The following is a 13,323-nucleotide window of genomic DNA, read 5'->3' on the forward strand; positions in this document are numbered from 1 at the left end:
GCTCCTACCTGCTGCGGTGGGCACGAGCCAGCCTCCCGAGGTCGGTCTCGATCTGATCGAAGAAGCCGATTGGCCAGTGGCTGAGCTCGCCCTTGTCGTTGATGTCGATAGGCAGGGTTCGGTCATGGTCGAAGTAGTGCGTGATCATGTCTTCCGCCCGGAGCGAGCGGTCACGTGCGACGGCGAGCCGGGCCCCATTGAGAACGTGGTCGCTGTGTGTCTCCACCAGAACCTGCACCCCGCTGCCCGCGACCCGCGCAAGGAACTGTCCCAGTCGGGACTGTCCCGCCGGGTGCAGGTGCGCCTCGGGATTCTCCACGATCAGCAGGTCGGCGGGTTCGGTGAGCAGGCCCGCAACAATGACGGGCAGGGCGTAGGAGATGCCGAACCCGGTGTTGACGGGGCGGATTTCCTCGCCGCTCAGTCCGATCTCGCCGAATCGGATTGTGCTTGCCATGATTCCCACGGCCACCCGCGCGGTGATGCGCAGCGGGCGGATGATCTCCGAGGCCCATGCCTCGGCCTGGACCCGCATCTGGGGTCCGGCGGCCTTCGCGTGATGCAGTTGCTCCCGGACCACCTTGCGGGTGCCGACTGCGCGTGCTTCCCGAAGCGCCAACACCTGTGCGGTGAACTCACCCCGGACTCCGACTCCGATCTGGTCGGGGTCCTCAGCAGACACCGACAGCGTGTCGCGGGGGCCGAGCCGCTCGGCGCAAAGATAGGTGAAGGCGGGGGCCGACACGCTCGGCCCAATGCCGGGCACATGCGCGACCGGTATCCGTTGCACGTCGAGGTGTAGCGCCCGCTCTGCGTCGGGCAGCCCGAATCCGAAAACCCATGATCGTCCGTCAGGTCCGCCCAGCCGTACCGTGATCTCCCGTGCTTCGGTGGTCCAGTTGAGTACGTCCCGGGCCTCGCCCAGCGCAAGGCCGAAGGGCCCGTTCAGTCGGACTGCGCCGCCTTTTGCGGTGGCCGACGTGGCTGCGAGCCTCGCCAACAGCAAGGACTGGATCACTGTGCTCTTGCCGCCGCCGTTGACACCGGTCAGGACGGTGAGCGGACGGAGCGCGAACGTCTCCGACTCGAAGCGCTTGAAGCCCCGGATCTCCAGCGAGGTGATCACAGGCCGGCCGCCGCGTCCGCCTTGGCGGCCTCGAAGCGATAGGACACCCGGACCCGGTCGGCGGTGGAGGAAGTGATGGCGTTGAGATAGGTGAAGTCCGTGGTCATCCGTGTGCGGGCCGCCTGAACGATGGACGCGCTGCGCTTGCTCAGGTCTGCGGCCGTGTACTTGGGGTCGGCCAGCGCCATCGACCAGCTCTCGAACATGGCGCGGTTGATCGGGCTGCGGTAGTCGTCGTGCATCTGCCACTTACGGAATGCGTGCTTGCCGAAGACGAGGTACGCGTGGGTCATCGCCCGCTCGAAGGCTGCTTCCAGCGCAGCCACTTGCTCGTCCGGCACCTGCTTCGGATCGTCCAGCATTTCGGTGGCGTCCATCAGAAACAGCTCCATGATGGGGCGTTCCTGGTAAGCCTCGACCCCTTTCAGCCAGAACGCGGCGAATCGCAGGGCCATCTCCCGGTCGTTCATCCGGATGTGGTCGGTGAGACGGCCCCCAGTAGCCGTGGCGAAAGCGCTCGTGTGGGTCATCCGGTGCAGGATGCCCCGACTGCGCGGGCTGCTCATACAATGCCGGATCTCCTGGGCGTTGAGCGGAGTCCCACCGGTGTTGATCCGCTTGAAGATCTCGTACGTCACTCCGCGCGGTGTCGTCGGGTCAATCACGTTGACGATCAACTGGGTGTTGTTGATCCGCCGTTGGAACGGCACGGGAAGATCATCGAACCGCATGTTCTTCAGATCGTTCAGGTGTTCCAGCTTCCCGAGGGCGAAACGACTCTCGCCGCCTCGAACGAATGCGTGCAGGGTGGACAGCCGCTGAAGGCCGTCGACGACCCTGAACGAACCGTCCGCATCCTCGGCGAAGTAGAACGCTGGCAACGGAATCTGCAGCAGCAGGGACTCGACCAGCAGGGACTTCTGGTCGGTCCGCCAGACCTGCAGCCGTTGGAAGTCAGGGGCGAGCTCGATGGAACCCTCGTCGATCTGGTCGAGAATGTTCCGAAGTGAGAACTGGCTGGTGTTGACTCGGATCTGGTCCGGATTCCACGGACGCTGAATCCGGGTGTTCTCCTCGCCGGGGTCCTCGACCTCAATACCTGTGGCGTGTCCGTCGAACACGTCCTCCACCACGTCCGGAGCTGTCTGCGTGCCGTCCATAGCCATGTGGGCCATCCTAGGTGCCCGTGGCTCAGGCAAAGGGGGCGTTTGTCGACAGTGGACCGTGACACTGTTGCCAAAGGTCGACGGTGCCATCCGTGAGTCAACGGTCGACGAGGAGGCCACGACACTCAGCGCGGCGTAGGGCACTCTTCAACTCGTTCTGGCTCTACGGAGTTGGTGATGGCAGTGCTGGCCACCACCGTGGTACCGCTCGATGTTCGGTCCTACAGGTGATCGGGCTGACGCGGTACCCGCCCTGCCCCGCTGTGCTTCCGACGTCGGCTGTCGGCGGAGAGTTCGCCGAGGCGCTCGCTGATCACGGAAACTCCTGGGCGAGGCTCCTGGGCGTAGTACCAGGGCTTGCGTCGGTGTAGCAGTTCCTCGCCGTGCTGGGCCCAGGTGAATTCGGGACTCGGCGCCGCCCGGAGCAGGGGTCGGCATTGGCAGATCCAGGATCTCGATCCGCTGGCGATCGGCGCCGCGAGAGCACAAGGCGACGATCCGGCCGTCCTGGCCGAGGCCGACGCCGCGCACGATCACCTCGATCCCGAGAACGGTCGCGCTGAACGGCACCGCGAGGTTCTCCTCGATCACGGTGAACAGGCCGGTCAGCTGCTCGTCCTCGGTGTAGGCATCGACAGTGGCCTCATCGACCAAGGCCCCAAGCTCGGCCCCGCCCAGAACACTCATGGCGCCACGCTGGCGGCCACGGAAGTGACGTCGCCGCGGGTTGCCCGAACCTCACCCGCCGGAGCGTAAGCGTAGGGTCAGTGGCATGCGCTTGAGCACGGTGATCCTCCCCATCCACCGGTGGAGCGAGGGGCAGAAGGTCTGGCGGCGGGCCGAGGAGCTCGGGTTCCACGCGGCCTACACGTACGACCACCTGAGCTGGCGGAGCTTCCGGGAGGAGCCCTGGTTCGGGTCGGTGCCGACGTTGACGGCGGCGGCGTGTGCGACCGAGCGGATCAGGCTCGGGACGCTGGTGACCTCGCCGAACTTCCGGCACCCGGTGACGCTGGCGAAGGAACTGATCACGCTGGACGACGTGTCCGGTGGGCGGGTGACGCTCGGGGTGGGGGCCGGGGGGTCGGGGTTCGATGCGACGGCGCTCGGGCAGGAGGCGTGGTCGCCGAAGGAGCGGGCCGACCGGCTGGGTGAATTCCTGCCGCTGCTGGACGAGTTGCTGAGGGAGGACGCCACGACGCGGGAGGGCGCGTACTACTCGGCGGTGGAGGCCCGGAACATCCCCGGCTGCGTACAGACGCCCCGGGTGCCGTTCTACGTGGCGGCGACGGGGCCGCGCGGCCTGCGGCTGGCGGCCGAGTACGGCCAGGGCTGGGTGACGTACGGGGACGCGAAGGCACCGGCCGACGTGCCGGCGGAGCAGGCGCCCGCGGTGATCGCCCGGCAGATCGCGAAGCTGACCGAAGCGTGCGAGCAACGCGGCCGGGACGTCGGCGAGTTGGAGAAGCTGCTGCTCCAGGGATCGACCGCCGAGCAGCCGTTGCAGTCGGTGGACGCCTTCGTCGACTGGGCGGGAACGTACCGGGAACTGGGGATCACCGAACTCGTGGTGCACTGGCCCGTCCCGGACTCGATCTTCGCGAACGATCCCGACGTCTTCGAGCGGATCGCCACCGACGGACTGCGGCAACTGGGTTGAGTGAACGTCAGTAGGAAGGGGGCAGGACCGGTCAGGGGCCGCCGCAGGGGTGGTCGGAGGGGAGTCCTAGGCTCGTCGCAGCCCGGCGCACGTCCGGGGCGGTGGCCTCTGAAGGGGGTACGGATGAGCGGGGACAACAGAGGTCCCGGGCAGCAGCCCGGCGGGCAGTGGGGACAGGGACAGCCCTCCGGCCAGGGGCAGTGGCCGGGGTACGGGCAGCCCGGTGCGCCCGGCGGCGGCTGGGGGCAGGGCCCCTGGGGGGCCGTGCCGCTCGCGCCCCAGCCGGGCGTCATCCCGCTGCGCCCGCTGTCGTTCGGCGAGATGTTCAGCGCGGTGTTCGACACCGTCCGCCGCTACTTCAAGGCGCTCTACCTGCCGTTGCTCGCACTGGTCGGTATCGGCGCGGTGCCGGTGACGGTGGTCGCGCTGTTCTTCGTGGGCGACCTGCGCGACGCGATCGAGCGCCTGCCCGACGACGGGAGCGCGCCGACCTGGCAGCAGCTGTGGGACCTGGTGAGCCCGGTGGTGCTGCTGATCCTGGTGCTCGGACTGGTGCTGTTCGCCCTCAACGTCGTGGTCGCCCCGCTGGCCACCGTGGTGCTGCGGGCGGCGACGCTCGGCCGTCCGATGACGGCCGGTCAGGCCTGGAAGGAGGCGCTGCCCAAGCTGTGGCCGGCCGTGCTGTCCCAGGCCGCGGTGCTCGTGCCGATGTTCCTGCTGGAGGTCCTGGCGTTCGGCGGCCCGGTGGCCCTCACGGTGCTGAACGACAACCCGCTGCCGGTGCTGCTCCTGCTCGTGCTCCTTCCGGCCGTCTCGATCGGCAGCGTGTTCGTCACCGTCCGGCTGACGCTGCAGGTGCCGGTGCTGGTGCTGGAGGAGACCACGCCGATCGGCGCGATCCGCCGGGCCTGGCGCCTCAACGCGGGCAACTGGTGGCGCAGCCTGCTGCTGGGCTTCATCGTGGCGTTCGCCGGACGGGTCGCGGCGAACATCGTGACGGCTCCGCTCGGGATCGTCCTCGGGGCCATCATGCCGACCAGCACCGTCGGCGCCTCGTCGCAGGAGCCCGTGCTCCCCAGCAGCGGTGTGCTGACCACGCTGGTGGTGCTGGGCGCGCTGACCATGCTGCTGATCGCGGCGATGACGGCGCCGCTGACGCCGCTCGCCAACGGCGTGATGTACATCGACCGCCGGATCCGCACGGAGCGCCTCGACATCGCCCTGGCCGAGGCCGCCGGCATCCGACTGACCGACCCGGCGGCGCCGTCCGCTCCGCCCGCGCCGTCCGCTCCGCCCGCGCAGCCGGGCCCGCAGTCGACCCCGCAGCCGGGCTCGCAGCCCGCTCCGACAGCCCCGGCGGCCCCTGCGGAACCGCCCGCGCGGCCCGCGTCGACCGCGTCGGAGGAGCGGTCCGAACCGTCCTCCGATGCCCCTGCGGGGCAGCCTTCTCCGTCCACGAAGGATGACTCGGGCGCGAGCTGATTCGGACGGGGGTTGCGGTTCGGTCACGGCCTGTCCGATTGGCTCGGGATTGCGGCAAATCGGCCTGGCAACCGTGTTGTTGACGACTGCACAGGGCTCTCATAATTCGTGCACCGCACGGTGACACCTGTGTTCGGGCCGACCGGGGGGACAGCCCGTGGGGGCCGTGCGGTCGTCCACGCGCACCCTGGGGGGAGACCCTTGTCCGTTTCCGAACCGACTTCTGGTCAGGAGCCGGCCGCCGTGCCTGCCGACCGGCCGGCGGCCACCGAGCCCAACCCCGTCACCCCGGCCCCGGCCGAACCCGAGTTGGCCGCCGAGCCCGCCACCGAACAGCCCGGCCCCGAGCAGCCCACCGCAGCCCGCGGGCTGCCCCGGGCGGCCGGCGTGGCCCTCGCGGTGGCCGGCCTGCTGGCCGTGACCGCGACCAGCGCGGCCGTCACCGTCGCGGTCGGCAAGCCCGACCCGGCCACCCGGGTGGCCGCAGCCCCAGCCGCCACCGCGAGCGCCTCGGCCAGTGCGAGCGCGAGTGCCTCGCCCAGCCCCTCGCCCACCCCGACCGCCTCGCCGAGTGCGGCGCCGCGCCCGTCCAGCACGCTGCAGGGCAGCGTCTCCGGCGGCAAGCACTCCGGCGACCTGCGCTACTTCCTGCTGCCGGTGCCGGACAACGCCGACCCGTACGGTTCGGTGGACGGCGCGATGCTGAGCATGGACGACCTCCAGGCGCAGTACAAGGACAGCGTCGACATCAAGGAGGTGCTGGACTCCTGGGGCTTCAAGGACGCCGCCGGCCGCACCTACCGCCTCCGGGACGGCAAGACCGAGGTGCGTTCGGAACTCAAGCGCTTCGGCCGCACCGACCGCGCGCAGGGCTTCGCCGACCACTCGGGCTACGGCGACAACTCCTTCGACATCGACGGGGTGTCCAACGCCAAGGGCTACGTCTTCAAGCCCAAGGAGCAGGCGTACACCGGTGCGCTGATCGGTATCGGCGTGGTCGGCGACGTGGTCTACGAGATCACTGTCGAGGTGCAGGGCGACCCCGACAAGGCGCTGCTCTTCGACGCCATGAAGCGCGAGCGCGACCGCCTCACCAACGGCTGACGGCCGTCCCGAACTCTCTTTCCAGGAGCACCAGTTGAGCACCGAGTCCACGGGCGCCGCGGAGCCCGGGGCGGCCGCCGCCGGGCCGTCCGAACCCCCGACGGCCACCCCGTCCACTACCGCCTCCGCCGACGCACCCGTCTCCGCCGACGCACCCGCCTCCGTCGACGCGCCCGACGCGCCCGACGCACCCGCCTCTGCCGAGGCGTCCGACGCACCCGACGCCCCGTCCGACGCGCCCGACGCCCCGTCCGACGCGCCGACCACCGAGGGCTTCGAGCACGTCGAGGTGCTCGCCGTGGGTGAGGAACCCGCGCGCAGGAAGCGGAAGTTCGGCGTGGGCGCGATGTTCCTGACCGCCGTGGTGGCCGGGCCGGTGATCGGTGGGGTCATCGGTTACGGCATCCAGGCCTCCCGTCCGGCGACGCCGCTGCCCGAGCTCGCCGCGGTGAAGCTCAGCTACCCGGCCGAGCGGATCGACGCCAAGGCGCTGGCCGCGGCCGGCCCGCAGCCGCTGAACATCGACGGTGACCTGCGCGAGCTGCTGATCAAGCGTCCGGACGGCACCGAGGACGACAGCATGGGCAGCAACGGCTGGATGTCCGCCGCGGACGTGGCGAGGACCTTCGGCAACAGCGCCGAGCAGTTCTCCACGCTGCTGTCCGGTGGGTTCCGCCGGCAGGCGAACGTCAGCTGGATCTCCGGTGACGTCAAGTACCGGGTGAGCCTGCGGCAGTACCGGCCGGAGTCGGTGCACGAGGTGATGTCCGGCATGAGCCCGCGCCGCTCCGATCTGAGCCTCTCGAAGTTCGCAGGCAACGACGAGAGCATGGTCATGGTCTCCACGAAGCCCTACAAGTACGCCCGCAGCAGCGAGGAGTACTACTGGGGCGGGGCCGTGGCCCGGAAGGGCACCGTGCTGATGAGCATCGAGGTCTTCGCCAAGAACCCGGTCGACCGGAGCCAGCTGGAGGACATCGCCAAGCGACAGTGGGAGCGTCTCGCGTGACCGACATCGAATCCCCCGAGCCGGCCGCCCCCGCGCAGCCGCCCACCGCCACCCCGCCGGTCGACGCCACGTCCGCCGACACCACGGTCACCGAACCGGCTGCCGCCGCAGTCGAGTTCACCAAGCCGGACGCAACGCAGGACGCAACGCAGGACGCCTTGCAGGACGCCGCGCTGGACGCCGAGCCCGCGACCGCCCCGGCCGCGACCGCCCCGGCCGCGACCGCCCCGGCCGCGAAGCCGCGCCGGATCGCGCTCAAGGCGGCCGCCGCCGTGGTCGCGGCGGCGCTGGTCGGCGTCGGCATCGGCGAGGCGATCATCAAGGTCCACTACAAGGACACCCCGGCCGCGCCCACCGCGGCGGCCCCCGCCCCCTCGGCGAGCCCGGCCCAGGAGTGGGGCGCGAAGTCCAACGGCAACCACTTCGGCAGCCTGCGCGACCTGCTGCTGCCGATGCCGTCCAGCTACCACCTGGGCCCGGACTTCGGCTCGATCGGCAACGACAACGAGCTGCGTGACGCGGACCTGGACAGGGCGCTGAAGGAGACCATCGCCGACGTCCCGGAGAAGTACCGGAAGGACGCCGAGAACGCGCTGTCCTCGCTGCACATCCAGGGCATCGGCGCGCGCAGCCTGGTCACCATGGACAACCAGACCTCGGTGATGCTGGTGCTCAGCCAGTTCAACCAGCAGGCCGTGGAGGCGGAGAACAACTCGTACGGCAAGTGGTTCACCGACAACGAGCTGTACCGGCAGGGCCCGGGCGTGGCCGGCCACTCGGAGGCGCACTGCGCGCTGCCGACGCTGAAGGCTGGTGAGCAGCTCGACTTCCTGCAGTGCTACGCCGGCGTGGGCGACCTGCTGGTGCAGATGAGGGTCTCAGGGGTCGCGCCCCTCGACCAGAACAAGGTCGTCGACCTGTTCCGTCAGCAACTCGACCGACTGGCCATCCCGGGAGCCACCGCATGAGCACCGACATCACCCCGAACCCCGGTCCGGCCGAACCGTTCGAACCGATCGTGCCGGTCACCCCCGACGTCACCTCCGACGTCACCCCCGCCGCCACCGCCGGGAACGGCGAGGCGCCCGGCGCCCTGGACGCCTTCGTCCCGGCCGGCCAGGGCGAGTCGCCCGAGCAGCCGAAGCGTGACCGCAAGCGGCTGTGGCAGGTCGGCGGGGCGCTGCTGCTGACGGTGGTGACCGGCGCGGCCACCGCCGTCGCGGTGACCCTGCCGGACCGCACCGACCTGCCGGGTCTGGCCACGCCGAACGACGGCCGTTACGTGTTCCCGCAGTTGACGATGCCTCCGCTGCCGGTGGGCGCCTCGGCCCCGTCCGACTACAAGATCAAGACGCACGCCGCGGACCTGCGGGCGCTGCTGCTGCCGCTGCCCAACGGCGCCGTCGGCACCGGCCCGTCGGCCGCCCCGAGCGGGTCCGCGTCCGCCTCCCCGAGCGTGAGCGCGAGCGCGTCCGCGAGCGCCTCCGCGTCGGCCAGTGCTTCCGCGAGTGCGCCCGCGAGCCTGCCGCCGGTGGCGGGCCGCTGGGTGCCGTGCGACCGGGACATGATGCTGGCCAACGACGACCAGTACGCGCAGCGGCTGGTCAGCGACGCCTGCCGCGGCGCGGCCGCGCAGGGCTGGACCACCAAGGACGGCACCCGCACCGAACTGCGGCTGATCCGGTTCGGCTCGGCGGACGAGGCGACCAACTTCTTCTCGTTCGCGAACCAGCTGGACGCCACCAAGGACATCCGCTCCACCTCCCTGGATGTCGCCCACACCTACAAGGTGGCGCTCGGCAGCGTGAACGTCCGGCTCTCGGACGCGAAGGCCGGCGACGTGCCCACCGGCCGGCTCGGCTGGCTGCAGTGCGGCGACGTGGTCGCGCTGGTCCAGATGACCAATCCGAACGGCGTCCCGGACCAGGCGTTCCGGCAGATCCTGCTGCTGCAGAGCAGCCTGATGGTCTGAAAAACCCGCACGGACAGGTGAGTTGACGAAGCGACGATTCCCGGCCCGCCCCCGCGACCCCTAGGGGGCGGGCCCGGAGTGTCATCCCGTGGGCGGACGGAAGCTCAGCTTGTCAGCGCATTCCGCGCCGGGGGTGACGGCACTACGTTGATGACCGTGTCCACAGTCATCAAGACGGACGGCCTCACCAAGAGGTTCCCCCGGGTCACCGCCCTCGACCGGCTCACCGTGGAGGTGCAGCCCGGCGTGGTCGGACTGGTCGGAGCGAACGGTGCGGGCAAGTCCACCCTCATCAAGATCCTGCTCGGCCTGTCCCCCGCCACCGAAGGCACCGGACAGGTACTCGGGCTGGACATCGCCACCCAAGGCGCGGAGATCCGCGAACGGGTCGGCTACATGCCCGAACACGACTGCCTGCCGCCGGACGTGTCCGCCACCGAGTTCGTCGTCCACATGGCCCGGATGTCCGGCCTGCCGGCCGCCGCCGCCCGCGAACGCACCGCCGACACGCTGCGCCACGTCGGCCTGTACGAGGAGCGCTACCGCCCGATGGGCGGCTACTCGACCGGCATGAAGCAGCGCGTGAAGCTCGCCCAGGCACTCGTCCACGACCCGCAGTTGGTGCTGCTGGACGAGCCGACCAACGGCCTCGACCCGGTCGGCCGGGACGAGATGCTCGGCCTGATCCGTCGCATCCACACCGACTTCGGCATCTCGGTGCTGGTCACCACCCACCTGCTGGGCGAGCTGGAACGCACCTGCGACCACCTGGTGGTGATCGACGGCGGCAAGCTGCTGCGGTCCTCCTCCACCGCCTCGTTCACCGAGGCCACCCAGCTGCTCGCGGTCGAGGTCACCGACCACCCCACCGACCACACCTTCGACGCCGAACAGGTGCTGCGCGAACGCCTCACCGCCGCCGGACTGACGGTGCGCGCCGACAGCGGCCGCATCCTGCTGGTGGAACTCGCCGGCGACGAGACCTACGACACCGTCCGCGACACCGTGGACGACCTCGGCCTCGGCCTGATCCGGCTCGAGCAGCGCCGCCACCGGGTCGCCGAGATCTTCAGCAGCAACTCCGACGGCGACCAGCAGCCCGCCCGGTCCGAGACGCATGACGAGCAGGCCGCGGCCGTGCCGGCAGGAGGCGAGCAGGCATGACCACCCCCGCCAACACCCACAGCGGCGTCATCCACGACATCGGCTACCGCCCCTACACCGGTCCCCGGCTGGGACGCGGCTACGCCACCCGCTCGCTGTACGTGCAGAGCCTGCGCGCCGCGTTCGGCCTCGGCCGCTCCGGCAAGTCCAAGGTGCTGCCGTTCCTGCTCCTCGGCGGCCTGGTCGCCCCGGCGCTCGCGATGCTCGCCATCGCCACCTTCGCCGGCCTGAAGCAGATGCCGCTGGACTACGCCCCGTACCTCGCCAACTTCGGGGTACTGACCCAGATCTTCCTGGCCGCGCAGGCCCCCGTGCTGATGTCCCGCGACCTGCGCCACCACGTCGTACCGCTGTACTTCTCCCGCCCGGCCAGCCGCACCGACTACGTGGCAGCGAAGTTCGCCGCCATGTTCAGCGCCCTGCTGATCATCCTGACGCTGCCGCTGCTGGTGCTGTTCATCGGCTCGATGCTCGCCAAGTTCCCGTTCGGCGACAACCTGGTCCACCTGCTGTACGGCCTGTTCGCCGCCGTCCTGTACGCGCTGCTGTACGCCGCGCTCGGCCTGCTGATCGCCGCCCTCACCCCGCGCCGCGGCTTCGGCGTCGCCGCCATCATGGGCACCCTGATGATCACCAGCGCGATCTCGGCGATCGTCCGCGGCCTGACCGGCGGCTACGACCCCGTCCCCAAGGAGTCCGCGGCCTGGGCCGAGCTGATCTCGCCCAGCGCCACCGTCCAGGGCCTGGTCAACAAGGTGTTCAACCTCGGCGGCGACGGCCCCGAGCGACTGGCCGCCCCCGGCTCCTTCGGCGTGCTGGTGTTCGCCACGGTCATCGTCCTCCTCACGGCCGGCAGCTACGCGCTGACGCTGCGCCGCTACCGGAACGTCTGAGAGGCAGCCATGGCCGTCATCACCATCGACAAGGTCTCCCGCTGGTTCGGCAACGTGGTCGCCGTCAACGACGTCACCATGAACATCGGACCCGGCATCACCGGCCTCCTCGGCCCCAACGGCGCCGGAAAGTCCACCCTCATCCACATGATGAGCGGCTTCCTCGCCCCCTCCTCCGGCGCGGTCACCCTGGACGGCGCCCCGATCTGGCGCAACCAGCAGGTCTACCGGCAGATCGGCCTGGTCCCCGAGAAGGAGTCGATGTACGACTACCTGACGGGCTGGGAATTCGTCCTCGCCAACGCCGAACTGCACGGCCTCGCCAACCCCGGCGCCGCCGCCAAGCGGGCCCTCGCGCTGGTCGAGATGGAATACGCCCAGGAACGCCAGACCGGCACCTACTCCAAGGGCATGAAGCAGCGCGTCAAAATGGCCTCCGCCCTGGTCCACGACCCGGCGGTACTGCTGCTCGACGAGCCGTTCAACGGCATGGACCCGCGCCAGCGCCTCCAGCTGATGGAACTGCTGCGCCGCTTCGGCGCCGACGGGCGCACCGTGCTGTTCTCCTCGCACATCCTCGAAGAGGTCGAGCAACTCGCCCGCCACATCGAGGTGGTGGTGGCCGGACGGCACGCCGCGTCCGGCGACTTCCGCGAGATCCGCCGCCTGATGACCGACCGCCCGCACCAGTACCTGGTGCGCTCCAGCGACGACCGCCGCCTGGCCGCCGCGCTGATCGCGGACGGCTCCACGGCCGCCATCGAACTCGACGCCACCGCCCTGCCCCACAGCGGCTCCGCCGCAGGGGCCCTGCGCATCCAGGCGATCAACTTCCAGGGCTTCACCACCCTGCTGCCCAAGGTCGCCCGCGAGGCCGGCATCCGGCTGTACACCGTCTCCCCGGCCGACGAGTCGCTGGAAAGCGTCTTCTCGTACCTGGTCTCGTCCTGAAGGGCCCCCGATGAACACCACCGTCGCCAGGCTCACCGCGCGCGGGCTGTTCGGCCGCCGGCGCATCCTGATCCTGCTGGCCGTCCCGGTCCTGCTGCTGGTCATCGCGGTGATCGCCCGCAACAGCACCCTCGACAGGCTGGAACTCGCGCACAGCATCCTGGGCAACCTCGCCCTCGGCACCCTGGTCCCGATCACCGGACTGATCACCGGCACCGGCGTCATCGCCACCGAGATCGAGGACGGCTCGATCGTCTACCTGCTCGCCAAGCCGCTGCCGCGCTGGAAGATCGTCACCACCAAGCTGGCCGTCGCGATCGGCAGCACCTGGCTGCTCGCGACCGTCCCGACCTACCTGGCCGGGCTGATCCTCTACGGCGGCGCCGACAACGTCGCCCTCGGCTACGCCGTCGGCACCCTGGTGTCCGGCGCCGCCTACAGCGCGCTGTTCCTGCTGCTCGGCGTGGTCACCCGGCACGCCGTGATCGCCGGCCTCGCCTACGCGCTGATCTGGGAGAGCCTGATCGGCAACTACGTCGAGGGCGCCCGCACCCTGTCCGTCCAGCAGTGGGGCCTGTCGCTGACCAAGGCGATCGCCGCCGACGGCACCGTCACCGCCCCGGTCGCACTGACCACCGCGGTGTGGCTGCTGATCATCGCCGCCGTCGGCGCCACCGCGCTGGCCTCGGTCAAGCTGGCCGGCCTCACCCTCAACGGCGAGGAGTAGGCCGGAAGAACGCGAAACGGCGGGGACGGCACGCAGCCGTCCCCGCCGTTCGTCGTTCCCGAGGCAGTC

General features: G+C 70.3%; 13 protein-coding genes. 11 read left to right on the top strand and 2 right to left on the bottom strand.

Translation table 11 applies throughout. The features are described 5' to 3' along the window. Nucleotides 1-4: 4 nt before the first annotated feature. Nucleotides 5-1,126: a DUF3696 domain-containing protein gene (locus tag ACGFWJ_RS24550; RefSeq protein ID WP_392953169.1), complete on the bottom strand. Its 1,122-nt coding sequence runs from the start codon at nt 1,124-1,126 to the stop codon at nt 5-7. Continuing rightward, nucleotides 1,123-2,292 (bottom strand): DUF262 domain-containing protein, encoded by a 1,170-nt coding sequence (locus ACGFWJ_RS24555; protein WP_392953172.1) that lies wholly within the window; start codon nt 2,290-2,292, stop codon nt 1,123-1,125. Before ACGFWJ_RS24555 ends, ACGFWJ_RS24550 begins: the two co-directional genes overlap by 4 nt. Nucleotides 2,293-2,688: 396 nt before the next feature. Here ACGFWJ_RS24555 and ACGFWJ_RS24560 point away from each other — a divergent pair, with 396 nt between their 5' ends. The 11 genes from ACGFWJ_RS24560 (at nt 2,689) to ACGFWJ_RS24610 (ending at nt 13,254) form a co-directional block, all read left to right on the top strand. Continuing rightward, nucleotides 2,689-3,048, top strand: coding sequence for a hypothetical protein (locus ACGFWJ_RS24560; protein ID WP_392953175.1), 360 nt, complete (start codon nt 2,689-2,691; stop codon nt 3,046-3,048). A 16-nt stretch (nt 3,049-3,064) separates the two neighbouring features. Beyond that, the gene (locus ACGFWJ_RS24565; RefSeq protein WP_392953177.1) at nt 3,065-3,952 is read left to right on the top strand and encodes an LLM class flavin-dependent oxidoreductase; all 888 of its coding nucleotides are present in this window, start codon (nt 3,065-3,067) and stop codon (nt 3,950-3,952) included. A 123-nt stretch (nt 3,953-4,075) separates the two neighbouring features. Continuing rightward, nucleotides 4,076-5,434 (top strand): hypothetical protein, encoded by a 1,359-nt coding sequence (locus ACGFWJ_RS24570; RefSeq protein WP_392953180.1) that lies wholly within the window; start codon nt 4,076-4,078, stop codon nt 5,432-5,434. Nucleotides 5,435-5,677: 243 nt separating this feature from the next. Continuing rightward, a complete protein-coding gene (locus ACGFWJ_RS24575; RefSeq protein WP_392953182.1) occupies nt 5,678-6,538 on the top strand; it encodes a hypothetical protein in 861 nt (286 codons plus the stop codon). 34 nt (nt 6,539-6,572) lie between these two features. Beyond that, nucleotides 6,573-7,547: a hypothetical protein gene (locus tag ACGFWJ_RS24580; RefSeq protein WP_392953185.1), complete on the top strand. Its 975-nt coding sequence runs from the start codon at nt 6,573-6,575 to the stop codon at nt 7,545-7,547. Then, complete coding sequence (locus ACGFWJ_RS24585) at nt 7,544-8,515, top strand: hypothetical protein (RefSeq protein ID WP_392953187.1); 972 nt, start codon at nt 7,544-7,546, stop codon at nt 8,513-8,515. Before ACGFWJ_RS24580 ends, ACGFWJ_RS24585 begins: the two co-directional genes overlap by 4 nt. After that, a complete protein-coding gene (locus tag ACGFWJ_RS24590; RefSeq protein WP_392953190.1) occupies nt 8,512-9,519 on the top strand; it encodes a hypothetical protein in 1,008 nt (335 codons plus the stop codon). Before ACGFWJ_RS24585 ends, ACGFWJ_RS24590 begins: the two co-directional genes overlap by 4 nt. 150 nt (nt 9,520-9,669) lie before the next feature. Next, nucleotides 9,670-10,683 carry an ABC transporter ATP-binding protein gene (locus ACGFWJ_RS24595; RefSeq protein WP_387640295.1) on the top strand — a complete coding sequence of 338 codons (1,014 nt, stop codon included), beginning with the start codon at nt 9,670-9,672 and terminating at the stop codon, nt 10,681-10,683. After that, nucleotides 10,680-11,576 carry an ABC transporter permease gene (locus tag ACGFWJ_RS24600; RefSeq protein WP_392953193.1) on the top strand — a complete coding sequence of 299 codons (897 nt, stop codon included), beginning with the start codon at nt 10,680-10,682 and terminating at the stop codon, nt 11,574-11,576. The genes ACGFWJ_RS24595 and ACGFWJ_RS24600 overlap by 4 nt, the downstream gene beginning before the upstream one ends. 9 nt (nt 11,577-11,585) lie before the next feature. Further along, nucleotides 11,586-12,527 (top strand): ABC transporter ATP-binding protein, encoded by a 942-nt coding sequence (locus ACGFWJ_RS24605; protein WP_392953196.1) that lies wholly within the window; start codon nt 11,586-11,588, stop codon nt 12,525-12,527. A 10-nt stretch (nt 12,528-12,537) separates the two neighbouring features. Beyond that, nucleotides 12,538-13,254 (top strand): ABC transporter permease, encoded by a 717-nt coding sequence (locus ACGFWJ_RS24610; protein ID WP_392953199.1) that lies wholly within the window; start codon nt 12,538-12,540, stop codon nt 13,252-13,254. Nucleotides 13,255-13,323: the final 69 nt, after the last annotated feature.

The sequence above is a fragment of the Kitasatospora sp. NPDC048407 genome (genome assembly GCF_043200475.1).
Lineage (GTDB): Bacteria > Actinomycetota > Actinomycetes > Streptomycetales > Streptomycetaceae > Kitasatospora.